Here is a 25,743-nt window from a genome sequence, read left to right as displayed (position 1 = left end):
GGCGGCGAAACGCAAGGCCGCGGCGGGGACTTACCGTTACGTGATGGGACGGGCGTCGATTTCTTCGGCGAGGAAGGCAAGAATCTTCGCCTTGTCGTCGGCGGGACGCGGCTGCGCGCGAAACGCCGCGAGCCCGCCAAAGATCATCAGAAGCGGGATGCCCGCGAAGAAGGTCGCGAACAGCCCGGCGCCGGGAATGTAGAGATAGGCGAGGACGCCGCCGATCACGAACAGCGACAGAAAGCCGACCCACACATAAGGGAAATAACGCGCCTCGGGCGGCGTCCCGAAGGTGCCGGTGATCCGCGTGCCGCCCTTGTAGGATTCCATGACGGCGTCGAGCACGGGTTCCATGTTGGTGCGCGCGGCGCGCTGGCGATAACGCAGCGTCATCTCGCGTTCGCTACCTTTGCCGAACACGCGCGCCTTCGCGCCGGGCATCGGGTCGTCCATGATCCGCTTGAGCGTGCGCGCAATCTGCTCGGGCGAGTGGGGCGCGTATAGGTCGATGGGTTCCCGATTCGCCATGGATCAGCCTATGTCGCCATGGTCATCGCGTCGGAACCGCCGAGGCGGGTCATGACAAGCCCCCGCTTCTGCTATTCGGACTCAGCCGCCAGAGTGAAGCCCGGTAGCGAGCGTGTCTCGCGGTATCCGGCATGGTACATGTCCATATATATTGTGCTCGCCGCGGGCTCGCTGCCTTCGCAGCGCACACTGTAGCTATCGACAATATTGCCGAAGACCCCAATGCCCATGTTGCCGATGCGGTTGAATTCCGGTGCTTTGCCGTCGCTGCAGCGAAGCTGCGCGAGATAGGCGCGCTGTCCCTGCGGCATTGCCGCGCGCACCGGATTTTGTTCGCTGCCAAGCGGATGGGCGTCGGCCTTTTCGATCGCCTTTTGAAGCTTCTTGCCCTTTGTGGCCGATTTGCCCGCCATCATGTCGGCGAACGGGTCCCCCGCCCGCGCCGGGGCCGAAGCGCATAGCACCGCCGCACACGCCGCAAGGGCCAGAGCCCCCATTCTCAATCCTGTCATTTTCTCTTTCCCCCCGCTTTGGCGCTCACGCCTTCTCCAGCAACCCCTCATCCTTGATCCGCTTCTGCCACAGCTTCGGGGCATTGACATGGACATTCTGACCCTCGCTGTCGACCGCGACAGTGACGGGGAAGTCATTCACCTCGAACTCGTAGATCGCCTCCATGCCGAGGTCGGCGAAGCCGACCACCTTCGATCCCTTGATCGCGCGCGCGACGAGATAGGCGGCGCCGCCGACCGCCATCAGATAGGCGCTCTTGTGCTTCGCGATCGCCTGCGTCGCGGCGGGACCGCGTTCGGCCTTGCCGACGCAGGCGAGCAGGCCCTGATCGAGCATCATGTCCATGAACTTGTCCATGCGCGTCGCGGTCGTGGGGCCGGCGGGGCCGACGATTTCCTCGCCGACCGGGTCGACCGGGCCGACATAGTATATGACGCGACCCTTGAACTCGACCGGCAGCTCTTCGCCCTTCGCGAGCATGTCGGCGATACGCTTGTGTGCGGCGTCGCGGCCGGTGAGCATCTTGCCGTTGAGCAAGATGCGGTCGCCCTGCTTCCAGCTTGCGACGACTTCGGGGGTGAGGTTGTCGAGGTCGACGCGGATCGCCGCCTTGTCGGGCGCCCAGTCGATCTGCGGATAGTCGGCGAGCACCGGCGGTTCGAGGAAGGCGGGGCCGCTGCCGTCGAGCGTCATATGCGCGTGGCGCGTGGCGGCGCAGTTCGGGATCATCGCGACGGGCTTCGACGCGGCGTGCGTCGGCCAGTCTGCGATCTTGATATCGAGCACCGTGGCGAGCCCGCCGAGGCCTTGCGCGCCGATGCCGAGTGCGTTGACCTTTTCATAGAGCTCGATGCGCAGTTCCTCGGTCGGGTTCGACGGCCCGCGCGCAAGCAGTTCGGTCATGTCGATCGGGTCCATCAGCGATTGCTTGGCGAGCAGCATCGCTTTCTCGGCGGTGCCGCCGATGCCGATGCCGAGCATCCCCGGCGGGCACCAGCCGGCACCCATCTGCGGCACCATTTCGAGCACCCAGTCGACGATCGAATCCGACGGGTTCATCATCTTGAACTTCGACTTGTTCTCGCTCCCGCCGCCCTTCGCGGCGACGTCGATATGGACCTTCGCGCCCGGGACCATTTCGACGTTGAGCACCGAGGGGGTGTTGTCCTTGGTGTTCACGCGGCTGAACGCCGGGTCGGCGAGGATCGAGGCGCGGAGCTTGTTGTCGGGGTGGAGATAGGCCTTGCGCACGCCCTCGTCGACGACCTGTTGCAGGCTGCGAGGTGAGTCGAGGCGGCAGTCCATGCCCCATTTGATGAAGACGGTAACGATGCCGGTATCCTGGCAGATCGGGCGATGCCCCTCGGCGCACATGCGGCTGTTCGACAGGATCTGCGCCATCGCGTCCTTGGCGGCGGGCGACACTTCGCGTTCATAGGCGGCACCGAGCGCGCGGATATAGTCCATCGGATGGAAATAGCTGATGTACTGGAGCGCGTCGGCGATCGTTTCGATGAGGTCGTCTTCGCGGATGATCACGGTGTTCATGTGCAGCCTTTCGCCCTTTTTCGGGATTCGCGGCCTCCCTAGACCTGCACGGCCGGGGTGGACAAGGGGTCAGGTGCGGCGGCGGCCGAACACCGGGCGGGCGCGGGGGGCGGTTGGGGCGTCGCCCGGTTCGACGCCAGTGGTCCCCCGATCGACGAGCGGAAGTTCGCGCGCGAACGCTTGCCAACTGCCCGCCGCGGCGAGCGCGAGCAACAGCAGCCAGCCACCCGCGGCCGACGGAACCAGCGCCCAGGCGAAAGCGGCGGGGGTGATGATCGCCATCACCGTCGGGATCGCGGCCAGGATCGCGATCGTCCCGAACAAGGCCCACCAGCGGCCGAGCCGCGTTGCGGCCGCGCCGATGGCGACATTGGTCGCAGCAAGCAGCAGGAATTTCGCCGCGACGGGATAGGGCAGGCTCGCCATCGCGGGTGAATAATCGCCGGCGGTGAAGGCGGCCTGGATATCGAAGAGTAGCCAGTTTTCATAAGCGTCGCACAGTGCCGCGGCGACCGGCAGCGCCGACGCGGCGAGGATCGCGCGCACGCGAAGCTCGCGCCACAGCGCGATGCAGCCGCTGGCAAGGAAGCCGGCGTAGAGCAGCATATAAAGATAGTCGCGCTCGTTTCCGGTGCGCATCGCGGCGAGGCGCGTCACCTGCTGCGGATCGGTGAAAAATCCGAAGATCGCTTCGAGGTCGGCCTGGCCGCCGGCGAATTCGAAGGCGAGGACCGGCGGGCCATAGCCCGGCGCGATGTCATGCCCCGTCTGCGGGAAGACCTGCGTCAGGTGCAGGCCGAAGAGGAGGGTGGCGATGCCGAATGCCAGCGCCCCATACCACCAGCGCGTGGGCGCGGGCGGACGCGTCCGCTGTGCCTCGATCCAACGCTGGAGCCCCCCGATCACGCGCTAGCTGTCCGGCGGAGCGCGGCGGCTCACCTTATTGGCACTCGGCGCATTTGCCGCGCACCTCGATCACCGGGCGTTCGGCAGCGAAGCCCGTCGCCTCGGCCGCGGCGCGGACACCACCCGAAATCTTGTCGTTATCGACATGCACCGCGGTGCCGCAAGTGTCGCAGATCAGGAAGATGCAGTCGTGGAGGCAGCCGGGGTGACTGTTCGCGACAAAGGCATTCGCGCTTTCGACGCGGCGCACGAGGTTGTTCGCGACGAACAGGTCGAGGATGCGATAGACGCTGTTCGGCGCGACGCGCTTGCCGCGCTTTTGCGAGACGATGTCGGCGATTTCATAGGCGCTTGCGGGCTTGCCGATTTCGGCGACGGCGTCGAAAATCTGCGCGCGCATGTCGGTCCACGCTTCGCCCGCGCCTTCGAGCGCGGTCTGCGCCGCCTTGGCGAGCGAGGCGCCGCTGGCCTCGACGTGCGGATGATCATGCTTGCCCATTGGCGTTTCCTCATGCGCGGATAATTCCGCGCTAACTACGGTTCAATGTAGGCTCTTTATGGGGTGCCCGCAAGCGGCGGACGGGTCCGTTCCGGCGCGGGCGTCAGTGCCGCGCGCGGCGGTTGAGGTCGTGACCCAAGGCGACGACGGCGACGCCGATCATCGTCGCGAGCACTTCGCTGCCGTCGTGCGGCCGCGACAATGCGCCCGCCATCATGCCGAGTCCGAAGCTGCCGACCGCGAAGGGCATCATATAGCCGTGGCTCAATACGCCCGACACGAGCGTGATGAGTGCAAAGCCGATCGCGATGATCAGCCCGATCTCGTGGAACAGGTGATTGTCGAGAAACACCCCGCCGACCGAGGCGATCGACGCGAAAAACACGGTCGTTGCGAGGCAATGGACGAGGCACAGCCCCGACAGGCCCATCGCGAGCTGGTCGCCGCTCAAGGAGGTCAGTGGCCGCGAATCGCGCGCAGCCCGGACCAGCGCGCCGAGGCGCGTCAGGACAGGGGCATGGCTGGCGACGTGCGTCACCCGATTCTCCGTTCAACGATTGCGGCGCCTGATATGGCATAACATGACCAAGGTTACAATATTACATACGCGAATCTTTTTGACTGGCCCCGCGCACGGGGGCAGTCGGTTTCGCAACAAAACTGGTGGGGAGGGTGCGCATGAGCCTTTTGTCGGAGCCGCTGACGCTGCCGTGCGGCGCGATCTTGCCCAATCGGATCGCAAAGGCGGCGATGACCGAAGGGATGGCGACCCCCGACGGCCGTCCGACCCCCGAACTCGACCGGCTTTACGGCCTGTGGTCCGATGGCGGAGCGGGCTTGCTTATCGGCGGCAATCTGGTGATCGACCGCGACCATCTCGAGCGGCCGGGCAATGTCGTGATCGACGCGGTGCCCGACGCCGATATGAGGGCGCGGCTGGGGCGCTGGGCTGCTGCGGCGACGCGCGGCGGCAATCATTTCTGGGCGCAGCTCAGCCACAGCGGGCGGCAGACGCCGGCGGTGGTCAATCGCCATCCCAAATCGGCGTCCGGCGTCCGGCTGGGTCTTCCGGGCGGGCAGTTCGGCGAGCCCGAACCGCTGACGCGCGACGAGATAGCCGATCTGGTGGGCCGCTGGGCGACGGCTGCCAAGGCGTGTCGGGATGCGGGCTTCACCGGGGTGCAGGTGCACGCGGCGCACGGCTATCTGATGTCGCAATTCCTGAGCCCGCTTTCGAACCGGCGCACCGACGATTATGGTGGCAGCCTCGAAAATCGCGCGCGCCTGTTGCTCGATGTGATCGCGGCGATCCGCGCCGCGACGGGGCCAGCCTTCCCGATCTCGGTCAAGCTCAACAGCGCCGATTTCCAGAAAGGCGGATTCGCGTTCGAGGATAGTCTGACCGTCGCGGGGTGGCTGGAAGCTGCAAGCGTCGACCTGATCGAGATTTCGGGCGGCACCTATGAACAGCCGAAGCTGCTCGGGATCGAGGGGATGGAGGAAAGCGCGCCGCAGAATGTCGCGCCATCGACCCTCGCGCGCGAGGCCTATTTTGTCGATTTCGCGCTCGCGATGCAGGCGCGGGTGTCGGTGCCGCTGATGGTCACCGGCGGGTTCCGTTCGCGCGCCGCGATGGAACAGGCGCTCGATCGCGGCGCCGCCGATGTGATCGGGCTTGGCCGCCCGATGTGCCTGTTGACCGACGCGCCGAAGCGACTGCTCGTCGGGGATGAGTCATTGCCGCGCTACGAGGACGGCCTTGCGCTCGTGCCCGGCTGGCTCGGCTTCCTGAAGCGCTTCCCGATGGTCAAGGCGATCGACGGCTTCGCGGGCATCTACTGGTTCTACCAGCAGCTCTGGCTGCTCGGCTACACCGGGCAGGTTGACGAAAAAATGAGCGTCTTTTCGGCGTTCCGCACGCTCGAAGCGCGTAACAAGGCGATCATGAAGGCGCGGGGCTAGTTGCCTCCGACCCTCCCGTCGTCACCCCGCGAAGGCGGGGGTCCAGCTTGTTCAGGCGTTGAGAGTGTCGAACAGATCGAGCCATTCGGGATTCCCCCCTTCAATCAGGCGGAGTTTCCAATCGCGGTTCCATTTCTTCAACGCCTTTTCCCGGGCAATGGCATTTCCGATATCGTCGTGCTGTTCGACGTAGACCAGACGATCCAGCCCATAGCGTTTGCAAAAATCAGAACCATCGCCGGTGCGGTGCTGGAAAATGCGGGTGGCGAGCTGGGATGTCACCCCGATGTAGAGGGTGCCGCGATAGCGGTTGGCCATAATGTAAACGTGACCGCCTTTGGGCATTGCGAACACCTCAAAAAGCTGGACCCCCGCTTTCGCGGGGGTGACGTGGAGATGTTTACGCCCCTTCCTCGGCCCTGAGAGCCTTCCGGTCGAGCTTGCCGATCATCGTCTTTGGGAGGTTCAGCCGCACCTCGACTGCGATCACCCGCTCATGCTTGCCGAGCTGCGGATTGAGCCATGCGGCGAGCGCTTCGCCGCTCACCTGAAACCCGTCCTCCAGTGTCACGAAGGCCTTCGGCGCTTCGCCGCGATAGGCGTCGGGGACGCCGAGCACGATCGCTTCTTTCACAGCGGGATGCTCGTAGAGATGCGCTTCGATCACGCTTGGATAGACCTTGAACCCGCCGACCGCGATCATGTCCTTCAGCCGGTCGACGATGCGGATATAGCCATCGGCTTCGACCACCGCGACGTCGCCGGTGCGCAGCCAGCCGTCTTCGGTGAAGCTGTCCTTGTCGGCGTCGGGACGATTCCAATAGCCCTGCATGATCTGCGGCCCCTTGACCGCGAGCTCGCCGGGCTCGCCGTCGGGAGCATCCTTTGTCGGGTCCTCCTTGTCGAGCAGCCGGATATGCGTCGCGGGCAGCGGCTGGCCGATCGTGCCGGGCTTGACCGGACCCTCATAGGGATTGGTCGCGACGACCCCCGAGCTTTCGGTGAGGCCATAGCCCTCGACGAGCGACGCCCCCGTTGCGGCGACGAATTTCTCGCGCAGCTCGGCGGGCATCGGCGCGCCCCCCGAAATGCAGACGCGCAGCGAGGAGAAGTCGGTTTTGGCGAGGTCGGGATGGTCGAGCAGTGCCTGATACATCGTCGGCACGCCGGGGAGCGCAGTCGTTTTTGTCCGGGTGATCGCTTCGAGCGCCTGTTTGGCGTCGAAGCGCGGCAGCATCGTGATCGTCCCGCCGTTGAGCACGGTGCGGTTGAGCACGCAGGTGTTCGCAAAGACATGGAAGAAAGGCAGTACGCCGAGGATGCGGTCGTCGGCATCATGGTCGGGGTCGATCGCATTCACCTGCCGCGCGTTCGCGGTCAGGTTCTGGTGGGTCAGTTCCGCGCCCTTGGGTGTCCCGGTCGTGCCGCCGGTGTACTGGATCAGCGCAATATCCATTTCGGCGTCGATCTCTACGGGGTCGGGGCGCCCGTCGTTGTCGGTGAGCGCCGAGAAACGGACGACGCGCGGGTCGGCGGGCAGCGCCGCGACTTCGCTGCGTTTGAACAGGCGGTAGAGCACCGACTTCGCCGCGGGGAGGCCGCCCGCGACCGAGCCGACGACGAGTGTCTTGAGGCTCGATCCGTCGAGCACCTTGAGCGCAGTGGGGAGCAGGGCCGCTGCGCTGACCGTGAACAACAGCTCGGTGCCCGAATCTTCGACCTGCGCCTCGAGTTCGGCGACGGTGTAGAGCGGCGAGAAATTGACCACCGTCGCCCCGGCGATGAGCGCGCCATAATAGGCCGCGACATAATGGGGGACGTTGGGAAGGAAGAGCCCGACGCGGTTGCCCTTGCCGATCCCGCGCTGCTGGAGCCCGCGCGCGACGCGGGCGGCGCCGCGCGCGACCTCGGCATAGCCGAACCGGCGGCCCATGAAATCGAGCATCGGTGCATCGCCGCGCCGCGCGACGCTGGCGGCGAGCATGTCGGGCAGCGACAGCGGCGGAAATTCCTGATCCCAGGCCGTGGGGTGGCGATAATCGATCGACCAGGAAAAGTGGCTATCCATGCGGGCGGACGTCCTTTGAAACGGGAGAGGGCTTCCTGACACTAGGGTCAGTAAGCGCATATCGCAACCGGGCTCGCTTGCGGCGCGGCGCCGCTGCGGCTAGGCAGCGCATATCGTTATCGCCAGGGGTTTTGCCATGTTGCAGCTATCATCGCGCGTCGCCGCGTCGCTCGTCCTTCTTGCCTGCGCCGCCGCCGTGCCGGCCGCCGCCAAGGACAAGTTGCCGGCGGGCGTTCCGACCCAGATCAAAGAGCTTTACGCGTGTCGCGACATCACCGATCCGGCGGCGCGCCTCGCCTGTTTCGACCGCGAGGTCGGCGAGTTGTCGGCGGCCGACCAGGCGCGCGAAATCACCTTCACCGACCGCGAGACGGCCAAAAAGGCCCGGCGCGGGCTGTTCGGTTTCAACTTCCCCAAGCTCGGCGGAATTTTCGGCGGTGACGAGGACGAAGTCAAGGAAATCGAAACGACGATCCGTTCGGTCAGCGTGGACCGCTCGGGCAAATATACGCTTACGATGGAAGACGACGCGGTGTGGGTACAGCTCGACGGGAGTAGCCCGCGCCAGCCGAAGCCGGGGCAGAAGGTCAAGATCAAGGTCGCGACGATGGGCAGCTATTTCGCGACGATCGAGGGCGGCCGCACGATCCGCATGAAGCGCGACCGCTGATCGCGGCCGGCGCGCCATCGAACCCTGCGAAATAGCGATGGCCGACGGCGACGCGATTCCCGTTCCGGGCCCGGACTGCCCACCTTTCGTGCTGCTCGACGATGCGCGCGCCGAAGGCGCGGCGGCGGCGCGATTGTTCGTCGATCCCGTCGACGTGCTGACGGCGCATTCGGCGGCCGAGGTCCCGGCGCTGCTATCGGCGCTCGAAGCGGCGCAGGGCCGCGGGCTCCACGCTGCGGGCTATCTCACCTATGAGGCGGGCAAGGCGCTTGCACCGGCGTGGCGCGGTGCGGTCGATGCCGCAGCGGGCGTGGTTCCGCTAGGCTGGTTCGGGTTGTTTAACAAGGTCCGCCGGATCGATGCCGACAAGGTGGCGGACCTGCTCCCCGATCCGGCGTCGGCGTGGATCGGCAAGGTCGCGCCACGCGTCGCGCGTGCCGACTATCTGGCTGCGGTCGAGGCGGTGCTGGACCTTATCCGAGCGGGCGACATCTATCAGGCGAACTTCACTTTCCGCGCCGACGTCCCCGTGCTCGGCAATCCGCTCGCGCTTCATGCGCGGCTACGGCGGACGGCGCGTGCGGGTTATGGCGGGGTGATCTGGACCGGGGAGCGGGCGATCGTGTCGCATTCGCCCGAGCTGTTTTTTGCGCTGCGCCGGGGCGAGGTGATGGCGCGGCCGATGAAAGGGACCGCGGCGCGGCTGGCGGACCCCGACGCCGATGCCGTGGCGGCGCGCGCGCTTGCCGAAGACCCCAAACAGCGCGCCGAAAACCTGATGATCGTCGACCTGATCCGCAACGACCTGTCGCGCGTCGCGGTGCCGGGGTCGGTCGCGGTCCCCGACCTCTACCGCGTCGAAAGCTTTCCGACGATCCACCAGCTCGTTTCCGACGTCAGCGCGCGCCTGCCCGAAGGGGTCGGTGCGGTCGACGTGCTACGCGCGGCTTTCCCCTGCGGATCGATCACCGGCGCGCCGAAGGTCCGCGCGATGGAGATCATCGACGCGCTGGAAGGCGATGCGCGAGGCCTTTATACCGGATCGATCGGCTTCATCGAGCCGGGGGGCGATGCGGCGTTCAACGTGGCGATCCGGACTTTGGTGTTACCGCAAAGCGGCTTGCGCGATAATGTGCCTTGCGCCACGCTGGGACTGGGTTCCGGTATCGTCGCCGACAGCGTTCCGGCCGAAGAGTGGCGCGAATGTCTGGCCAAGGGGGAATTTGTGGGCGCAGCGGGGGAAAGCTTCGACCTTATCGAGACGATGTTCTTCGACCCCGTCGAGGGCGTGCAGCGGCTCGAGGGGCATCTGGCGCGGATGAAGGCGAGCGCCGAGGCATTGGGGTTCACCTTCGACCGGCACGGTGCGCGCAACAGCCTGCAATCGGCGACCTTCCGCGTACGCAGCGCGGCGCGGGTGCGGATGCGGCTCGCGCCGTCGGGCGCGCTCGCGGTCGAAGTGTCGCCACTGCCGCGGCTCGCCGAACTGCCAGTACCCGTTGCGGTGCGCCCCGCGCCGATGGCCGCCGACGATTTCCGCCTTGCGCACAAGACCAGCCAGCGCGCCGCCTATGACGCCGCGCGGCGCGAAAGCGGCGCCGCCGAGGTCGTCTTCGTCGACGAGCCGGGTTTCGTCACCGAGGGGAGCTGGAGCAATGTCTTCGTCGAGCGCGAGGGCCAGTTGCTCACCCCGCCGCTCGCGCTCGGGCTGCTTCCCGGCGTGCTGCGCGCCGAACTGATCGACAAGGGGCGCGCGGTCGAATCGCACCTGCGGCTCGCGGATCTCGACGACGGATTTTTCATCGGCAACTCGCTGCGCGGGCTGATCCCGGCACGGCTCGCGGACGCTGCGGCATCCCCAATAGGCTGACCTGCCTGCAGCATAGGTAAATTATCAAGCTGCGCGCTTGCGAATATGCGTTAGAGGCTTTAGGCGCGGCCGCGCGCAATTTCCTGTCCTTTTGCAGCCCGAACCGCGCAAGCCACGGAAGATATCGTCATGTCGCTGAAGCCCCATGTCTCCGCCGCCCTCAACCGCATCCAGCCGTCGGCCACGCTCGCGATGACCGCGCGCGTCTCGGCGCTGAAAGCTGCGGGCGTCGATGTCATCGGCCTCAGCGCGGGCGAGCCCGATTTCGATACTCCCGACTTCGTCAAAGAGGCGGCGATCGAGGCGATCCGCAACGGGCAGACCAAATATACGCTCGTCGACGGCACCGTGGCGCTCAAGGAAGCGATCCGCGGCAAATTCCGCCGCGACAACGGCCTCGAATTCGGGCTCGACCAGATTTCGGTCAACGTCGGCGGCAAGCACACTTTGTTCAACGCCCTCGTTGCCACCGTCGACAAGGGCGACGAGGTGATCATCCCCGCGCCCTATTGGGTCAGCTATCCCGACATCGTCGCCTTCTGCGGGGGCAAGCCGGTGATCGTCGAGGGCAGCGCGGCGCAGAACTACAAGATCACCCCGGCGCAGCTCGACGCCGCGATCACCGAAAAGACGCGTTGGGTGATGCTCAACTCGCCGTCGAACCCGTCGGGCGCCGCCTATTCGGGCGAGGAACTCGATGCGCTCGGCGAAGTGATCCGCCGCCATCCGCACGTCATGGTGATGACCGACGATATGTACGAGCATGTCTGGTACGCCGATTTCGCGTTCACCACCTTTGCCCAGCGCTGCCCCGACCTGATCGACCGCATCCTGACGGTGAATGGCTGCTCGAAAGCCTATGCGATGACCGGCTGGCGCATCGGTTACGCAGGGGGCCCCGCGTGGATCATCAAGGCGATGGGCAAGCTCCAGTCGCAGTCGACGTCGAACCCCTGCTCGATCGCACAAGCCGCCGCGGCCGCCGCGCTCGGCGGGCCGCAGCAGTTCCTCGACGATCGCAACGCGGCGTTTCGCAAGCGTCGCGACATGGTCGTCGCGATGCTCAACGACGCGCCCGGACTCAACTGCCCCGTCCCCGACGGCGCCTTCTATGTCTATCCCGACGCGTCGGGCTGCATCGGCAAGAAGACGCCCGACGGCAAGCTGATCGACAGCGACGAAGCGCTGATCGACTATTTTCTCGACAGCGCCAAGGTCGCAGCGGTGCATGGCGGCGCCTTCGGCCTGTCGCCGGCGTTCCGCGTCTCCTACGCGACGTCGGAAGCGGTGCTCAAGGAAGCTTGCGTGCGTATCCAGCAGGCGTGCGCCGCGCTCAGCTAAGCGGCATTTCAAGCGCGCAAGATTATTTTGTACCGATCGGTCTTGTAATCGCGGCGACGGCGACTATTTGAACCTGAACGGCGGTTAACCGCCCGGTTCACCGGATGGTAAGTCATTCTCGTTAGGGTGACTGCCATCACTGCACGGCTGGTCGGGGCGCTCCATATCGTCGGTGTAACCAAAGCGGTCAAAGCCGCGAATCGACAAGATATGAAAAGAGGCCCATATGCTCTCCATGCTTCGCTCCGACTGGTTCCTGACCATGCTCGCCGGCTTCGCGATTGGCGCGACCTACATCGTGCTCAATCAGCCGGCGCTGCCGATCCCGGCGTGACGCCACTGCGGCGTCCGCTGGCCCTTCGCGCCGCCGCGGCGCTGATGGCCGGCGCGATCGTCGCACAATGCGCGCCTGCGCAAGCCGAAAGCGTCGTCAAGCTGCCCGCGGCGCTGGTCGACCCGGCGGTGAATGCGAAGCGCGCGACCGCGGTGCTCGCCGGCGGCTGTTTCTGGGGCGTCGAAGGCGTCTTTTCCAACGTCAAGGGCGTGATTTCGGTCGAATCGGGCTATCATGGCGGCAGTGCCGCGACTGCCAAATATGAGCTGACACACGATGGCACATCGGGCCACGCCGAGGCGGTTCGCATTGTCTATGACCCGTCGCAGGTCAGCTATGGCACCTTGCTGCGCATCCTGTTTTCCGTAGTCGCCGATCCAACGCTCAAGAATCGCCAAGGCCCCGACACGGGGCCGCAATATCGCGCCGCGATCGTCCCCCTCGACGCGAGTCAGCGGCAGGTCGCGACCGCCTATCTGGCGCAGATCGGCGGCGGCAAATATTTCGCCAAGCCGATCGTCGTGCCGGTCGAAGCGTATAAGCGCTTCTATCCTGCCGAGGCGAACCACCAGGATTTCCTGCGCCGCAATCCGAAGAACGGCTATATATTGCGCTGGGACGCGCCCAAGCTCGCGGCGCTGAAGCGGCTCTATCCCGACATGGTGCGGGCGAAGTCCGCACCCTGACGACGGCGTGCGCGGCAAGCCTGCACCCTGAAAATCGGCCGGGTTCCGCCATTGGTCGCGGTAGAAGAATCATTCACCGCAAAACGCTGGTCCGCTGCACGTGCCTGCGGGACGGATGGCGTACCCGAATGGGGTCGGGACACTATATAAAGTCGCAAGTGCGGGGTTCGAATGAAGTTCAGGTTATCCGGCAAGCCGCTCCTCGCTGTGTCGATGAGCGCCGCGGTGCTGGCGGGCTGCGTCAGCAGCGCCGCGATCGTTCCGCAGCCGCGCGCGCAACAGCCAGCGGCCGTGCGCGGTCCGGCCGGTGCGGTCACCGTGCCGATCGGGCAGCCCGTACGCTCGCAGATGCCGCGCCCTGCCGGTCCGCTCGACCCCGGTTTCCGCCGTGCACCGGCGGGCCTCAACGACCGCATCTATGAATTGTGGCGCGCCTTCCCCGGCAAGACCGGCATTGCGGTCCAGCGAATCGACGGCGAATGGTCGCTATCGCAGCGCGGCGCCGAGCTTTTCCCCCAGCAGAGCGTGTCGAAGCTTTGGGTCGCGCTGACCGTGCTCGACGCCGTCGATCAGGGCCGGTTGACGATGGACCAGCGCGTCCGCATCGGCCCCGAGGATCTGGTGGTCTTTCATCAGCCGCTCGCGGCGCGCGTACGCGCCGAGGGTTCGGTTACGATGAGCGTTCGCGATCTGATCGAGACCGCGATCACCCACAGCGACAATCTTGCTAACGACAGCCTGCTGCGCACCGTCGGCGGCCCCAACGCCGTGCGCGCCTTCATCGCCAAGAAGGACCTGGGTTCGATCCGCTTCGGCCCCGGCGAGCGTCTGCTGCAGGCGGGCACTGCCGGGCTGGCGTGGCAGCAGAGCTATTCGGTCGGCCGCAACTTCGAGACCGCGCGCGCCGCACTGCCCGCCGCGGCGCGACAGACCGCGATGAACAATTACCTCGCCAACCCGGTCGACGGGGCGAGCCCCGCGGCGATCGCGAGCGCATTGACGCGCCTCGCCCGCGGTACCCTGTTGTCGCCCGAATCGACCGAATATCTGCAAGGCGTGATGAGCCGCACGAAGAGCGGGCCGCGCCGCCTGAAGGCCGGGCTGCCGCCGGGCTGGCAATTCATGCACAAGACCGGGACCGGTCAGAATCTGGGCGGCATGACCGCGGGTTACAACGACATCGGTATCGCGACGGCGCCCGACGGCACCCGTTATGCGATCGTCGTGATGATGGGCAGCACGACATCGGGCATCCCCGCGCGTATGGCGCTGATGCAGTCGGTATCGTCCGCCGTCGCCGAATATCACGGAAGGTAATCCCCGATGAAGCTTGCTGCCCTGCCGCTGCTTGCGTTGTCGCTCGCGCTCGCCGGATGCGCGACGCCCGAGACGCGGCTGCGCACCGGACTCAACAATGCCGGCCTGTCGAAGGCGATGTCGGCGTGCATGGCCGAACGCATGGTCGACCGGCTCTCACTGCTTCAGCTCCGCCGCCTGTCGGCGCTCGGTAGCCTCAAGGACAAGCGCGTCACCGACCTCTCGCTCGACCAGTTTTTCCATAAGGTCCGCGCGCTCAAGGACCCCGAAATCCTGACCGTCTCGACCAGCTCGGCGGCGCTCTGCGCGCTGCGCTAGGTCAGTCCCCGGGGAAGCGCACGACGAGGTTCGGCGGCGGAAAGCTGTTCCGTACCGCTTCGGATCGATCGGTGGGCGGCCATGTTTCGCCGCGAAAAAAAAAAGCAATCGCATCATATTGCCCCAGCCGCGTGAGCGACGTGATGACATAGGGCTGCCCTTCGGCGCCAAGAATCGACGCGCGGTCGGCGAGGTGGAAATGCAGGTGCGGGGCGCTCGCCTGCCCGGTGAAGCCGAGGAAGCCGACGACTTGTCCGGCCTTGACGCGATCGCCGACCGCGACCGGCGCGCCCTGCTTCAGATGTTCGTAAATGGCGATACGGCCGCCGCCGATGTCGAGCATGGCGAAATTGCCGCTTGCGTCGGCGATTCCGGGCCGTGGCCTGCCCGATATTGTGGCGGGGTCGGGCACGTCATCGCGCAGCGCGACGATCGTACCGTCGGCGACCGCGAGCACCTCGGCACCGAAGCCATGATGATTTGACGGGATGTCGGCATCGCCCGACGACAGTTTTCCGCTCGTGTCGACTTTCATCCAGTCGATCGCAAAGCGGCCGGGCAGGGTGGCGGATCCTTCGGTGGCATAGAAGACGCGGCGGTGTCCGCGCTCCATGCCGGGATCGTAGACTGCGACCCACGGCCCCCCGCGCAGCGGCGGGGCGAGGCGCGGGAGCGCCGACTCGGGGGTCGTCGCCGCGCCGGAAATGGAGAAACTGGCCCCGTCGCCGCCGATTTTGCCGAGCGTCAGCCGGTGCGAGATCGCCCCGCGCGAAAAGGTGGCCGGAACGGGCGCGTTGACATAAATTACCGCGCGGCGGCCCGGTTCGATCACCCGCGGCCCGGCTTCACCCTTCGGTCCGACGATTGCGATCGCCGCGGCCAGTTCATCGCCGTCATAGGTCTTGATCGGTGCGCGCGCTTCGATGACCAGCCCGTCGACGCGGAGCGGAAGGCTGGCAAAATTGGTGAGGTGCAGTTCGTAGACGAGCTGGTCCGCGGCGCCGATCCGAACGATTTTCGGCGTGTCGGCGACCGTAATGTCAAGCGCCTGGGTGGTTTGCGCGGCGGTCGCGGCCGGGCCGGCGAGCGCCAGCAACGCCAAAACAAGAAGCTTTATCCGCATCTTCGGCTCCCTCATCCCGATCCCCCGCGCTCCCCGGTTATCAGCTCGGGCCGGGGGCGTCATCCCGAAGACGGACCGGCCCGCCGACAGCCTTTGCCGTGCACAAGAATATCTGGGGCCCCCGGGGGTAGCCTTGCGCGCGAACTTGTGCTTATGCGGCGCCAAACTTCTCCCCGCTCCAGAGTCGAAAGGCCCGGCAGACCTCATGAACATCCACGAATATCAGGCGAAAGAACTGCTCGCGAAATTTGGCGTCGCTGTCCCCAAGGGCATTGCCGCGATGACCGTCGAGGAAGCCGTCGCGGCGGCGAAGCAGCTCCCCGGGCCGCTCTATGTCGTGAAGTCGCAGATCCACGCGGGCGGCCGCGGCAAGGGCAAGTTCAAGGAACTCGGCCCCGACGCAAAGGGCGGCGTCCGCCTCGCCAAGACGATCGAGGAAGTCGAGGCGCATGCCAAGGACATGCTCGGCAACACTCTCGTGACGATCCAGACCGGCGAAGCCGGCAAGCAGGTCAACCGTCTCTACATCACCGACGGCGCCGACATTAAGCAGGAATTCTACCTCGCTTTGCTCGTCGACCGCGCCACGAGCCGCATCGCGGTCGTCGCCTCGACCGAAGGGGGCATGGACATCGAAACCGTCGCGCACGACACGCCCGAAAAGATCCACACGATCGTCGTCGACCCCGCCACCGGGCTCCAGCCGCACCACGGCCGCAGCGTCGCCGCGGCGCTCGGCCTCTCGGGCGACCTCGCCAAGCAGGCCGCCAAGACCCTCGCCGGGCTGTATGACGCGTTCCTCGGCACCGACGCCGAACAGATCGAAATCAACCCGCTCGCCGTGTGCGAAGGCGCGAACGGCGACGAACTGCTCGTCCTCGACGCCAAGGTGGCGTTCGACAGCAACGCGATGTTCCGTCACAAGGACCTTGCCGAGCTGCGCGACCTGACCGAGGAAGACCCGGCCGAAGTCGAAGCGTCGGAATATGACCTCGCCTACATCAAGCTCGACGGCAACATCGGCTGCATGGTGAATGGCGCCGGTCTCGCGATGGCGACGATGGACATCATCAAGCTCAACGGCGAATTCCCCGCCAACTTCCTCGACGTCGGCGGCGGCGCTTCGAAGGAAAAGGTGACCGCGGCGTTCAAGATCATCCTCAAGGACCCTGCCGTGAAGGGCATCCTCGTCAACATCTTCGGCGGCATCATGAAGTGCGACATCATCGCCGACGGCATCGTCGCCGCGGCGAAGGAAGTGAACCTGTCGGTCCCGCTCGTCGTCCGCCTCGAAGGCACGAACGTCCAGCAGGGCAAGGACATCCTCGCCAATTCGGGCCTGCCGATCGTGGCGGCCAACGATCTGGGCGATGCGGCCAAGAAGATTGTCGCCGAGGTGAACAAGGCGGCGTGATAATCCAACCCTCCCTCGCACCCGCGGGGGAGGAGTAGGGACTGCTGGTTGACGTTTACGTAAACGCCAATTATGGCGCAGTGCACAATTCTTCGAGAGGAGCTGTTGAAGCTATGAAAATCCTCGTCCCCGTAAAGCGGGTGCTCGATTACAACGTCAAGCCGCGGGTCAAGGCCGACGGCACGGGCGTTGACCTGGCCAATGTCAAAATGTCGATGAACCCGTTCGACGAGATCGGCGTCGAAGAGGCCATCCGCCTGAAGGAAAAGGGCGTCGCGACCGAGATCGTCGCCGTCAGCGTCGGCCCGGCAAAGGCACAGGAAACGCTCCGCACCGCGCTTGCCATGGGCGCCGACCGCGCGATCCTCGTGCAGACCGACGATGCCGTCGAGCCGCTCGCGCTCGCGAAGATCTTCAAGGCGATCGCCGACGCCGAACAGCCGGGTCTCGTGATCCTCGGCAAGCAGGCGATCGACGACGACAACAACCAGACCGGCCAGATGCTTGCTGCGCTGACGGGCTGGGCGCAGGGCACCTTCGCCAGCGCGGTCAACGTCGAGGGCGACAGCGTGAGCGTCACCCGCGAAGTCGACGGCGGCCTTGAAACGGTGAAGCTCAAGCTTCCCGCGATCGTCACCACCGACCTTCGCCTGAACGAGCCGCGCTATGCCTCGCTGCCGAACATCATGAAGGCAAAGTCGAAGCCGCTCGATACCAAGTCGCCCGCCGACTACGGCGTCGACACGGCGCCGCGCGTCAAGACGGTCAAGGTTTCGGAACCGCCCGTCCGCTCGGCCGGCGTCAAGGTCGCCGATGTCGATGAACTGGTTGCCAAGCTCAAAGCGCTGGGAGTGCATTCATGAAAACGCTCGTTTGGGTCGAACATGACGGCAGCGCCGTCAAGGACGCCACGCTCGCCGCGGTGACCGCCGCTTCGAAGCTCGGTGAAGTCCATCTCCTCGTCGCCGGTTCGGGCGTCGATGGCGTCGCCAAGGAAGCCGCGCAGATCGCCGGCGTCCAAAAGGTCCACGTCGCCGACAACGCCGCTTTCGGTCATAACTTGCCCGAAAATGTCGCACCGCTTGTCGCCGACCTCATGGCAAGCCACGACGCGTTTGTCGCGCCCGCGACGACCACCGGCAAGAATATCGCGCCGCGCGTCGCCGCGCTGCTCGACGTGATGCAGATTTCGGAAATCCTGTCGGTCGAGGGTCCGAAGACCTTCACCCGCCCGATCTATGCCGGCAACGCGATCGCGACCGTCGAATCGTCGGACGCGAAGCTGGTCCTGACCGTCCGTGGCACCGCCTTCGACAAGGCCGCCACCTCGGGCGGTTCGGGCACGGTCGAAGCCGTCTCGGCTGGCGGCGACGCCGGCATTTCGAGCTTTGTCGGCGCCGAAATCGCCAAGTCGGAGCGCCCCGAACTGACCTCGGCCAAGATCATCGTGTCGGGCGGCCGTGCGCTGGGTTCGAGCGAAAAATATGAGGAAGTCATCGTCCCGCTCGCCGACAAGCTCGGCGCCGCGCTCGGTGCTTCGCGCGCCGCGGTCGATGCGGGCTATGTCCCCAACGACTATCAGGTCGGCCAGACCGGCAAGATCGTCGCGCCGCAGGTCTATTTTGCGATCGGCATCTCGGGCGCGATCCAGCATCTCGCCGGGATGAAGGATTCGAAGACGATCGTCGCGATCAACAAGGACGAAGACGCCCCGATCTTCCAGGTCGCGGACTTCGGCCTCGTCGCCGATCTCTTCAATGCCGTCCCCGAACTGACCGGCAAGATCTGACCGGCAGGCGAAATGGCCGGTAACTACCCCGGAGTGCCCGGACTGGGCGACGCGCCGTTCAATGCCGGCGGTCGCCGCGCGGCGTGGAACGAGGATCATCACGATGCGGTCGAGGGCGACGACGCCCTCGACCGCTCGCTGATTCTGGCGAGCGTCGCGCGCGACGCGCGGCTCGACAAGAAATTCCTGCTGCTGATCATCCTTGCAGCGATGATCGCGACGCTGGGCCTGCTGCAAAGCTCGACCGCGGTCGTGATCGGCGCCATGCTCGTGTCGCCGCTGATGGGGCCGATCATGGGAATCGGCTTTGGGCTCGCGACGCTCGAAACCAATCTGATCCGCCGCTCGCTCGTTACTCTCGCCGCGGGCACCGCGGTCGCGATCCTCGTCGCGATGCTTATCATCTGGCTGTCGCCGATCAAGGACGTGACCCCCGAACTCCGCGCACGAACACAGCCCACCCTGCTCGACCTCGGCGTCGCGGTCGTCGGCGGCATTGCCGGCGTCTATGCGATCATGCGCAAACTGTCGGGCGTGATGGTCGGCGTCGCGATCGCGACCGCGCTTGTGCCCCCGCTGTCGACTGTCGGCTTCGGCCTCGTCACCGGCCGGTTCGACTTTGCCATGGGGGCGGCCTTGCTGTTCCTCACCAACACGCTCGCCATCGCCTTTGCCGCGACGATCGTCGCCCGCCTCAATCATTTCGGCCCGTCGCTGACCCCGCAGCATACCGCGATGCAGGTGGTCGGGATTGTGGCGACGCTCGGCATTCTTTCGATTCCGCTCGCGCTGACCCTCAACAGCCTTGCCGGTGAAGTGCGCGCGCGGTCGGTCGTCCAGACCGAACTCCGCGCGCTGCTCGGTGAAGGCGACCGCGTTGACAGCCTGAATGTACGGATGGAACGCGATGCGATTGCCATCGACGGCGTGGTCCTGGTCGATCGCTATGCGGCGCAGCTCGACAACCGGCTTGCCGCCAAAATCGGCAGCGAACTCGACCGCGACGTCCGCGTCGGCATGGTCCAGCTCCGGCAGCAAACCAATGCCGCGGTGCAGGTCGAGGAGCAACTCAATCGCCGTCTCTCGGCGCTTGAGCAGCGCGAGGAGGACAGCCGCGCGATCCTAGCCGGGCTGACGGTCGGTGCGTTGCTGCCGCGTGACCGGGTGCTGATCGATGCGCAGGCACGCCGTGTCGTCGTCCAGCGCGACCGCGAGGCCGAGAGCGTCGAGGTCGCCGCGGCGATCGATCGCATCATGGCGTCGGTACAGGCGGGCTATCCGCAATGGCTGGTCCAGAACGGCAGCCTCACCGTCGCAGAAAATCCTGCGGCAGAAACGACCGCAGCCGAATAGCCCTTCGCCCGCAGACCTATTCGGGTTGACCTGTCGCGTGCGATCCCATGTGATGGCGCCGAACCCGGCGGATGTCCGGGACAGGGGAGAGGGATATGCGCGGCAAGCGACTGGTACTGGCAATGATGTTGGCGAGCATCGGTTTAGCGGCGGCGGCACAACCGGTACAGGCGCAAACCGCGCCAGCCCCGACGCTCAAGATCGACAAGGCGCGGATCGATGCGGCGCTGAAGGCGATGGTCGCTGACGGCCGCGCCGCGGGCACGTCGGCGCTAATCTGGCAGGACGGGCGCGAGGTCTATTTCGGAACCGCCGGCATGGCCGACCGCGAAGCGAAGCGCCCGATGCGCCGCGACACGATCGCGCAAATCTATTCAATGACCAAGCCCGTCACCGGCGTCGCGTTGATGCAGCTGTGGGAGAAGGGTTATTTCCGCCTCGACGACCAGCTATCCAAATATCTCCCCGAATATAAGGATATGCAGGTCTATGGCGGCACCGATCGGGCCGGCGCCGTCTTCTATCGCCCGCTCGACCGGCCGATCACGGTGCGCGACATTCTGCGTCATACGGCGGGTTTCGCTTATGGTCCGGGGCCGACCGAAGCGCATCGCGCCTATGTCGCCGCCGATCCGCTCGCACTGACGATCCCGCTCGCCGAGGCGAGCAAGCGCCTGGCGGGCGTGCCCCTGCTGTTTCAGCCGGGCACGCAGTGGGAATATAGCATTGCGGTCGACGTGCAGGCGGCGCTGGTCGAGAAGCTCTCGGGCCAGCCCTTCGCCGCCTATGTCCAAACCCATATTTTCGAACCGCTGAAAATGACCGACACCGCGTGGCGCCAGCCCGATGCGCGGCTACCGCGCTTCGCCGCGATGAATGTGAAGACGGACGGCAAGCTCACCCAGCAGGACGCGGCGACCGCCCGCAAGGTCAACTTCGAGGATCATGCGCTGACCCCCGGCGGCTTCGGCCTCGCCTCGACGCTCGACGATTATCAGCGTTTCGCGCGGATGCTACTGAACAAGGGCGAGCTCGACGGTGCGCGCATCCTCAAACCCTCGACCGTGAATCTGATGGCGACCGATCAGCTCGATCCCGCGATCAAGGAGCGCGCGTGGCTTCCCGACAAGGGCGCGGTTGGCTTCGGTTTCGATTTCGCGGTACGCAAGGCGCCGCCGCAGACGCACCAGGAAAATCGCGGCGCGACAGGTGAGTTTTTCTGGGACGGGATGGCGTCGACGCTGTTCTGGGTCGATCCGGCGAACCGGCTGACCGCGGTCTTCTTCGTCCAGACGATCCCCTATGACGGCACGCTGCATCGCGATTTCCGCGGCGCGGTCTATGGGGCCGATTACAAAGGGCCGGCGGGCGACTGATTGTCATCGGAGTGTCATCGACATAGCCTTGGGCGGAACGAGGAGAATCTGCGATGGCCCAACCCGACAAACGCATCCTGCTCGCCGAAGGCCTCGCGGCGGGCGACGACGATGGCGCGCTTCACGCGCGCCTTGTCGCGGCGGGTGTCTCGGCGGCGGCGGCGAAATATGAGGTCGACCGGCTGGCGAAAGACCCGATGGCGGCGATGCTGCGGCGGCAGGCGGCGCGGATGGCGAAGCAGGGCTGGCTGCTCGCCAATCAGGAGCGGTTGGCGCGCGAGGCCGAGGGGGGCTTTGCGCTCGACACGCTCGACAACCCCGAAGCCGACGCTTTCTATCACCATCATTATGAAGCGAACCGGCCCGCGAAGCTCACCGGCCTTATCGATCACTGGCCCGCGCTGGCGCGCTGGTCGCTCGACCATTTCGCGAACGTGGGGGGCGATGCCGTCGTCGAGGCGCAGGTCGAGCGCGAACGCGATCCCGATTATGAACTTGCGAAGGACGACCATCGCCGCCTCGTGCGTTTCGGCGAACTGATCGAATGGCTTCGGGCGGATACACCGAGCAATGACATCTACCTTACCGCCTATAACAGCGGTACCAATGCCGAGGCACTGGCGCCGCTGTGGGACGATATGGCGCCGATCGCACTGCTCGATCCGCGTCCGCGCGACGGCTTTTTCTGGCTCGGGCCGCGCGGCACGCTGACGCCCTGGCACCACGATCTCACCAACAACCTGCTCGTGCAGGTAATGGGCCGCAAGCGCGTACGGATGGCGCCGCCATGGGCGTTCGCGCGGATGCGCAACAGCCGCCATTGTTTCTCCGACTGGGGCAATGAAGCGCTGCCGGCCGGCCCCGGCGATGCGAGTAGCCCGCCGGTGCTCGAAACGATCATCGGCCCCGGCGAGGCGATCTTCCTGCCTGTCGGCTGGTGGCATCAGGTCGAAGCGCTCGACCTCTCGGCGAGCATGAGTTTCACGAGCTTTCGCCGGCCCAACACGCACGTCGAGGACTATGCCTCGTGGGGCGAACTCTAGGCGAATACAGGGGCTTGCGTTCGCGGCGCAGGTCGGCAAGATGGCGTGCATGGGGAGAACAGGGCGCGATCGGGCGATCTTCGTTTTGCTGGCGGCGCTGGCGCTGCCCGGCGTGGGCACGGCAAAAGAGCCGCTGCGGCTGAAGCCCAGTTCCAAATGGAATGTCCATTATGCTGAGGACAGCTGCCGCATGGCGCGCAGCTTCGGCGAGGGCGACCAGAAGGTCGTTCTGATGATTGACCGGTACCAGCCCGGCGATGCACTGCGGCTGAGCTTTATCGGCAAGCCGGCCTATACGCGTATGAACGAGGGCGTTGTGCGGCTTCGTTTCGGACCCTCCGAAACCGAGCAGGAGGTGCAATTCTATCCCGGCACGCTCTCCGACAGGACGCCGACTTTGATCATACGCGGCGGGGTGCGAGTCGTGCCGCGTTCACCCGAAGAAATCGCCGCCTATGAAGCGTCGATCAAGGCGAAGCGCTTCGACTTCGAATGGTCGGATATCACGCCCGAGCAGGAAGCCGCCGTCACTTATGTCGAGGTGTCGCGCGCGATCCGGCACCCCTTCCTCCTCGAAACCGGATCGCTCGGTCCGCCGCTTGGGGCGCTCGAAAAATGTACCGACGAATTGCTCGGCCATTGGGGCATCGATGTCGCGAAACACGCCGCGTTGTCGCGCAAGGTGAAGCCGAAGGGCAACCCGGGCAACTGGGTCACGTCGCGCGACTATCCGACCGATATGTGGATGCAGGGAAAGCGCGCCATCGTCCAGTTCCGGCTGAACGTTGATGCCGCGGGCAAACCGACGGCGTGCCATATCCAGCAATCGACACGGCCGAAGGCGTTCGACGATGCGGTCTGCAAGGCGATCATGCGCAACGCCGAATTCGAACCCGCGCTCGATGCGTGGGGCAGCCCGATCGCCTCCTATTGGCTGAACTCGGTGACGTTCCACATGTAGGCGGCGGCCCGCCCACCGGTCTTGTCACAGCTTGCCGCGCTTTTGGCGCTTTCTTGATCGCGGGCCCCGCTGACGCGTTTGCCGGGTTGCACTCACGCCGGATCGCCCGCACGATCCCTGCATGACGACATTTTCAGATTTGCTGAGTGTTTTGATGACGCGTGTTTCGGGTGTTGGCGTGTTGTCGGGGCTGTCGCGGTTGTCCGGCGGTGCGAACATGGAGAGTTTTGCGTTCGAGTGGGCGGGGGAGGCTTATGTGCTGCGTCGTGCGCCGTCGGCGGCGTATATGGCGGACCGCCCGTTCGGGCATGTGGACGAGGCGGCACTGGTGCGGGCGGCGTTCGATGCGGGGGTGAAGGCGCCCGAAGTCGTCGGCGTGCTGGAGGATGGCGACGGGCTGGGCACGGGCTATGTGATGCGCCGCGTGATGGCCGAGGTGTCGCCGGCGAAGATCTTGGCCGATCCGCCGCCGTCGCTGCTCGCCGACCTGGGGCGCGAGCTCGCGCGCATTCATGCGATCCCGATGGACCGCGTGCCCGATGCGATCCCGCTGATGGATACGGGCGCGGCGCTCGCCGAACTTCGCTCGCGCTTCCTGTCGTACGGCGGCGACCGGCCGGTGATCGCGCTGGCGATCCGCTGGTGCGAGGATCATCTGCCCGAGGCGGCCCCGCCGGTGCTCGTGCACGGCGACTACCGCATGGGCAATGTGATGGTGGATAGCGAAGGGCTGGCCGCGGTGCTCGACTGGGAGCTTGCGCACCGCGGCGATGCGCATGAGGACCTCGCGTTCGGCTGCATGAGTGTGTGGCGCTTCGGCCAGCTCGACAAGCCGGCGTTCGGGGTCGGGAGCCTCGACGATTACTTCGCGGCCTATGAGGCGGCGGGCGGGGCGAGGGTCGACCCGGCGCGCTTCCGCTTCTGGCTGGTCTACCGGACGCTCTGGTGGGCGCTCGGCTGCCTGCAGATGGGGCAGATGTGGCGCAGCGGCGCCGATAAAACCGTCGAGCGCGTCGTGATCGGGCGGCGCACCGCCGAGCAGGAGCTCGACCTCGTGCGGCTGCTCGAAGCGGAGGCGCCCGAAGCCGAGCAGGCCGCCGCCTTGCCTCCGTCGGAGCCGGTCGTACCGGAACCCGCAGGCGAGCCGACGAACCGCGAGATCGTACAGGCGGTGCGCGACTGGATCGAAGGCTCGATCAAGCCCGGGGCGCAAGGCCATGCCAAGTTCGAGGCGGTGGTCGCGATGAACGCGCTCGGCATCGTGCTGCGCGACCTCGATGTCGGGGTGCGCGCCGAGGATGCGGCGCTGGCCGATGCCTTGCTGTCGGGCACCACGACGCTCGCCGAGCCCGGGCTGCTCGCACGGCTGCGGCGCGCCGTGCTCGACAAATGCGCGGTCGACAGCCCCAAATATGCCGCGCTCGCGGCGGCGCGCGCCGACTGGCGCGGATAACAGGACAAGGGAGAGAGACATGGATTTTGCGGTTCCGGCCGACTTGCAGGCGTACCTCGCCGAACTCGACGCGTTTATCGACGCCGAGATCAAACCGCTCGAGCTGGCGGACGACAATATCCGCTTCTTCGACCACCGGCGCGAACATGCGCGCACCGACTGGGACAATCAGGGGCTGCCGCGCCACGACTGGGAAGAGCTGCTCAAGGCGGCAACGCGCAAGGCCGATGCCGCGGGGCACTGGCGCTTCTCGGCGCCGAAGAAGTACGGCGGCAAGGACGGATCGAACCTGTGGATGGCGGTGATCCGCGAGCATCTCGCGGCGAAGGGCCTCGGCCTCCACAACGATCTCCAGAACGAGCACAGCATCGTCGGCAACTTCCCCTTCGTCGAAATGTTCGAGCAGTTCGCGACGAGCGACGAGCAGAAGCAGGAGTTCATCCTCGGCGGGTTCGAAGGCAAGCGCCGCACGGCGTTCGGGCTCACCGAGCCCGACCATGGATCGGACGCGACGTTTATGGAGACGCGCGCGGTCAGGGAGACGCGCGACGGCGTCGACGGCTGGCTGATCAACGGCGAGAAGATGTGGACGACGGGGATGCATGTCGCGACGCACTGCGCGACCTTCTGCCGCACCAGCGGCGACGACGGCAGCGCGAAGGGCATCACCT

General features: G+C 65.9%; 25 protein-coding genes. 16 read left to right on the top strand and 9 right to left on the bottom strand.

The window, feature by feature from the left end; translation table 11 throughout:
- Positions 1–36: 36 nt before the first annotated feature.
- The 6 genes from ACIPPQ_RS10245 to ACIPPQ_RS10220 all read right to left on the bottom strand — a co-directional run bounded on the left by ACIPPQ_RS10245 (position 37) and on the right by ACIPPQ_RS10220 (position 4,532).
- Positions 37–528 carry a hypothetical protein gene (locus ACIPPQ_RS10245; RefSeq protein ID WP_446544004.1) on the bottom strand — a complete coding sequence of 164 codons (492 nt, stop codon included), beginning with the start codon at positions 526–528 and terminating at the stop codon, positions 37–39.
- 71 nt (positions 529–599) lie between these two features.
- The gene (locus tag ACIPPQ_RS10240; RefSeq protein ID WP_446544003.1) at positions 600–1,025 is read right to left on the bottom strand and encodes a hypothetical protein; all 426 of its coding nucleotides are present in this window, start codon (positions 1,023–1,025) and stop codon (positions 600–602) included.
- A 40-nt stretch (positions 1,026–1,065) separates the two neighbouring features.
- The gene (locus tag ACIPPQ_RS10235) at positions 1,066–2,589 is read right to left on the bottom strand and encodes a fumarate hydratase (protein ID WP_446544002.1); all 1,524 of its coding nucleotides are present in this window, start codon (positions 2,587–2,589) and stop codon (positions 1,066–1,068) included.
- A gap of 69 nt (positions 2,590–2,658) precedes the next feature.
- Entirely contained in the window at positions 2,659–3,495 is an 837-nt protein-coding gene (locus tag ACIPPQ_RS10230) for a hypothetical protein (RefSeq protein WP_446544001.1), read from the bottom strand.
- 34 nt (positions 3,496–3,529) lie between these two features.
- Positions 3,530–3,994, bottom strand: a complete 465-nt coding sequence (locus ACIPPQ_RS10225; protein WP_058539930.1) for a Fur family transcriptional regulator — start codon at positions 3,992–3,994, stop codon at positions 3,530–3,532.
- A 103-nt stretch (positions 3,995–4,097) separates the two neighbouring features.
- Positions 4,098–4,532, bottom strand: coding sequence for a MerC domain-containing protein (locus ACIPPQ_RS10220; RefSeq protein WP_446544000.1), 435 nt, complete (start codon positions 4,530–4,532; stop codon positions 4,098–4,100).
- Between the two features lie 140 nt (positions 4,533–4,672).
- Between ACIPPQ_RS10220 and ACIPPQ_RS10215 the strand changes: the two genes are divergently transcribed.
- Complete coding sequence (locus tag ACIPPQ_RS10215) at positions 4,673–5,956, top strand: NADH:flavin oxidoreductase/NADH oxidase family protein (RefSeq protein WP_446543999.1); 1,284 nt, start codon at positions 4,673–4,675, stop codon at positions 5,954–5,956.
- 51 nt (positions 5,957–6,007) lie between these two features.
- On the opposite strand, the gene ACIPPQ_RS10210 is transcribed toward ACIPPQ_RS10215, so the two are convergent.
- Both ACIPPQ_RS10210 and ACIPPQ_RS10205 read right to left on the bottom strand, forming a co-directional pair.
- On the bottom strand, positions 6,008–6,301 hold the full coding sequence (locus ACIPPQ_RS10210; RefSeq protein ID WP_446543998.1) for a GIY-YIG nuclease family protein: 294 nt from the start codon (positions 6,299–6,301) through the stop codon (positions 6,008–6,010).
- Positions 6,302–6,356: 55 nt separating this feature from the next.
- Positions 6,357–8,024 (bottom strand): long-chain-fatty-acid--CoA ligase, encoded by a 1,668-nt coding sequence (locus ACIPPQ_RS10205; protein ID WP_446543997.1) that lies wholly within the window; start codon positions 8,022–8,024, stop codon positions 6,357–6,359.
- 136 nt (positions 8,025–8,160) lie between these two features.
- On the opposite strand from ACIPPQ_RS10205, the gene ACIPPQ_RS10200 reads away from it, so the two are divergent.
- The 6 genes from ACIPPQ_RS10200 (at position 8,161) to ACIPPQ_RS10175 (ending at position 14,560) form a co-directional block, all read left to right on the top strand.
- On the top strand, positions 8,161–8,694 hold the full coding sequence (locus ACIPPQ_RS10200; protein WP_446543996.1) for a hypothetical protein: 534 nt from the start codon (positions 8,161–8,163) through the stop codon (positions 8,692–8,694).
- A gap of 37 nt (positions 8,695–8,731) precedes the next feature.
- A complete protein-coding gene (gene pabB / locus ACIPPQ_RS10195; protein WP_446543995.1) occupies positions 8,732–10,564 on the top strand; it encodes an aminodeoxychorismate synthase component I in 1,833 nt (610 codons plus the stop codon).
- 129 nt (positions 10,565–10,693) lie between these two features.
- Complete coding sequence (locus ACIPPQ_RS10190) at positions 10,694–11,905, top strand: pyridoxal phosphate-dependent aminotransferase (protein ID WP_446543994.1); 1,212 nt, start codon at positions 10,694–10,696, stop codon at positions 11,903–11,905.
- 378 nt (positions 11,906–12,283) lie between these two features.
- A complete protein-coding gene (gene msrA, locus ACIPPQ_RS10185) occupies positions 12,284–12,925 on the top strand; it encodes a peptide-methionine (S)-S-oxide reductase MsrA (protein WP_446544352.1) in 642 nt (213 codons plus the stop codon).
- Positions 12,926–13,096: 171 nt separating this feature from the next.
- Positions 13,097–14,242 carry a class A beta-lactamase gene (gene bla, locus ACIPPQ_RS10180; RefSeq protein ID WP_446543993.1) on the top strand — a complete coding sequence of 382 codons (1,146 nt, stop codon included), beginning with the start codon at positions 13,097–13,099 and terminating at the stop codon, positions 14,240–14,242.
- 6 nt (positions 14,243–14,248) lie between these two features.
- Positions 14,249–14,560: a hypothetical protein gene (locus tag ACIPPQ_RS10175; RefSeq protein WP_327450795.1), complete on the top strand. Its 312-nt coding sequence runs from the start codon at positions 14,249–14,251 to the stop codon at positions 14,558–14,560.
- Position 14,561: 1 nt separating this feature from the next.
- On the opposite strand, the gene ACIPPQ_RS10170 is transcribed toward ACIPPQ_RS10175, so the two are convergent.
- A complete protein-coding gene (locus ACIPPQ_RS10170; protein WP_446543992.1) occupies positions 14,562–15,683 on the bottom strand; it encodes a M23 family metallopeptidase in 1,122 nt (373 codons plus the stop codon).
- A 205-nt stretch (positions 15,684–15,888) separates the two neighbouring features.
- On the opposite strand from ACIPPQ_RS10170, the gene sucC reads away from it, so the two are divergent.
- From sucC to ACIPPQ_RS10125, 9 genes are all read left to right on the top strand, one after another.
- On the top strand, positions 15,889–17,097 hold the full coding sequence (sucC, locus tag ACIPPQ_RS10165) for an ADP-forming succinate--CoA ligase subunit beta (RefSeq protein WP_446543991.1): 1,209 nt from the start codon (positions 15,889–15,891) through the stop codon (positions 17,095–17,097).
- A 113-nt stretch (positions 17,098–17,210) separates the two neighbouring features.
- A complete protein-coding gene (locus ACIPPQ_RS10160) occupies positions 17,211–17,960 on the top strand; it encodes an electron transfer flavoprotein subunit beta/FixA family protein (protein WP_446543990.1) in 750 nt (249 codons plus the stop codon).
- The gene (locus ACIPPQ_RS10155; protein ID WP_446543989.1) at positions 17,957–18,886 is read left to right on the top strand and encodes an electron transfer flavoprotein subunit alpha/FixB family protein; all 930 of its coding nucleotides are present in this window, start codon (positions 17,957–17,959) and stop codon (positions 18,884–18,886) included. Before ACIPPQ_RS10160 ends, ACIPPQ_RS10155 begins: the two co-directional genes overlap by 4 nt.
- A 12-nt stretch (positions 18,887–18,898) precedes the next feature.
- Entirely contained in the window at positions 18,899–20,239 is a 1,341-nt protein-coding gene (locus ACIPPQ_RS10150; RefSeq protein ID WP_446543988.1) for a DUF389 domain-containing protein, read from the top strand.
- Between the two features lie 95 nt (positions 20,240–20,334).
- Complete coding sequence (locus ACIPPQ_RS10145) at positions 20,335–21,615, top strand: serine hydrolase domain-containing protein (RefSeq protein WP_446543987.1); 1,281 nt, start codon at positions 20,335–20,337, stop codon at positions 21,613–21,615.
- A 53-nt stretch (positions 21,616–21,668) separates the two neighbouring features.
- Positions 21,669–22,658: a cupin-like domain-containing protein gene (locus ACIPPQ_RS10140; protein ID WP_446543986.1), complete on the top strand. Its 990-nt coding sequence runs from the start codon at positions 21,669–21,671 to the stop codon at positions 22,656–22,658.
- Positions 22,659–22,707: 49 nt separating this feature from the next.
- Positions 22,708–23,619 (top strand): energy transducer TonB, encoded by a 912-nt coding sequence (locus tag ACIPPQ_RS10135; RefSeq protein ID WP_446543985.1) that lies wholly within the window; start codon positions 22,708–22,710, stop codon positions 23,617–23,619.
- Between the two features lie 121 nt (positions 23,620–23,740).
- Complete coding sequence (locus ACIPPQ_RS10130; RefSeq protein WP_446543984.1) at positions 23,741–25,072, top strand: phosphotransferase; 1,332 nt, start codon at positions 23,741–23,743, stop codon at positions 25,070–25,072.
- Positions 25,073–25,091: 19 nt separating this feature from the next.
- Positions 25,092–25,743 (top strand): acyl-CoA dehydrogenase family protein (locus tag ACIPPQ_RS10125; RefSeq protein WP_446543983.1); only part of this gene is annotated, 652 nt, incomplete at its 3' end.

It is taken from the genome of Sphingopyxis sp. LARHCG72 (assembly GCF_052871675.1).
This window is presented reverse-complemented; position numbering and strand designations above follow the sequence as displayed.

Bases quoted from the DNA above. Each gene is read 5' to 3' on its own strand.
- ACIPPQ_RS10245 (WP_446544004.1), bottom strand. From the start codon at position 528: ATGGCGAATCGGGAACCCATCGACCTATACGCGCCCCACTCGCCCGAG.
- ACIPPQ_RS10240 (WP_446544003.1), bottom strand. From the start codon at position 1,025: ATGGGGGCTCTGGCCCTTGCGGCGTGTGCGGCGGTGCTATGCGCTTCG.
- ACIPPQ_RS10235 (WP_446544002.1), bottom strand. From the start codon at position 2,589: ATGAACACCGTGATCATCCGCGAAGACGACCTCATCGAAACGATCGCC.
- ACIPPQ_RS10225 (WP_058539930.1), bottom strand. From the start codon at position 3,994: ATGGGCAAGCATGATCATCCGCACGTCGAGGCCAGCGGCGCCTCGCTC.
- ACIPPQ_RS10215 (WP_446543999.1), top strand. From the start codon at position 4,673: ATGAGCCTTTTGTCGGAGCCGCTGACGCTGCCGTGCGGCGCGATCTTG.
- ACIPPQ_RS10210 (WP_446543998.1), bottom strand. From the start codon at position 6,301: ATGCCCAAAGGCGGTCACGTTTACATTATGGCCAACCGCTATCGCGGC.
- ACIPPQ_RS10205 (WP_446543997.1), bottom strand. From the start codon at position 8,024: ATGGATAGCCACTTTTCCTGGTCGATCGATTATCGCCACCCCACGGCC.
- ACIPPQ_RS10200 (WP_446543996.1), top strand. From the start codon at position 8,161: ATGTTGCAGCTATCATCGCGCGTCGCCGCGTCGCTCGTCCTTCTTGCC.
- pabB (WP_446543995.1), top strand. From the start codon at position 8,732: ATGGCCGACGGCGACGCGATTCCCGTTCCGGGCCCGGACTGCCCACCT.
- ACIPPQ_RS10190 (WP_446543994.1), top strand. From the start codon at position 10,694: ATGTCGCTGAAGCCCCATGTCTCCGCCGCCCTCAACCGCATCCAGCCG.
- msrA (WP_446544352.1), top strand. From the start codon at position 12,284: ATGGCCGGCGCGATCGTCGCACAATGCGCGCCTGCGCAAGCCGAAAGC.
- bla (WP_446543993.1), top strand. From the start codon at position 13,097: ATGAAGTTCAGGTTATCCGGCAAGCCGCTCCTCGCTGTGTCGATGAGC.
- ACIPPQ_RS10175 (WP_327450795.1), top strand. From the start codon at position 14,249: ATGAAGCTTGCTGCCCTGCCGCTGCTTGCGTTGTCGCTCGCGCTCGCC.
- ACIPPQ_RS10170 (WP_446543992.1), bottom strand. From the start codon at position 15,683: ATGCGGATAAAGCTTCTTGTTTTGGCGTTGCTGGCGCTCGCCGGCCCG.
- sucC (WP_446543991.1), top strand. From the start codon at position 15,889: ATGAACATCCACGAATATCAGGCGAAAGAACTGCTCGCGAAATTTGGC.
- ACIPPQ_RS10160 (WP_446543990.1), top strand. From the start codon at position 17,211: ATGAAAATCCTCGTCCCCGTAAAGCGGGTGCTCGATTACAACGTCAAG.
- ACIPPQ_RS10155 (WP_446543989.1), top strand. From the start codon at position 17,957: ATGAAAACGCTCGTTTGGGTCGAACATGACGGCAGCGCCGTCAAGGAC.
- ACIPPQ_RS10150 (WP_446543988.1), top strand. From the start codon at position 18,899: ATGGCCGGTAACTACCCCGGAGTGCCCGGACTGGGCGACGCGCCGTTC.
- ACIPPQ_RS10145 (WP_446543987.1), top strand. From the start codon at position 20,335: ATGCGCGGCAAGCGACTGGTACTGGCAATGATGTTGGCGAGCATCGGT.
- ACIPPQ_RS10140 (WP_446543986.1), top strand. From the start codon at position 21,669: ATGGCCCAACCCGACAAACGCATCCTGCTCGCCGAAGGCCTCGCGGCG.
- ACIPPQ_RS10135 (WP_446543985.1), top strand. From the start codon at position 22,708: ATGGGGAGAACAGGGCGCGATCGGGCGATCTTCGTTTTGCTGGCGGCG.
- ACIPPQ_RS10130 (WP_446543984.1), top strand. From the start codon at position 23,741: ATGACGACATTTTCAGATTTGCTGAGTGTTTTGATGACGCGTGTTTCG.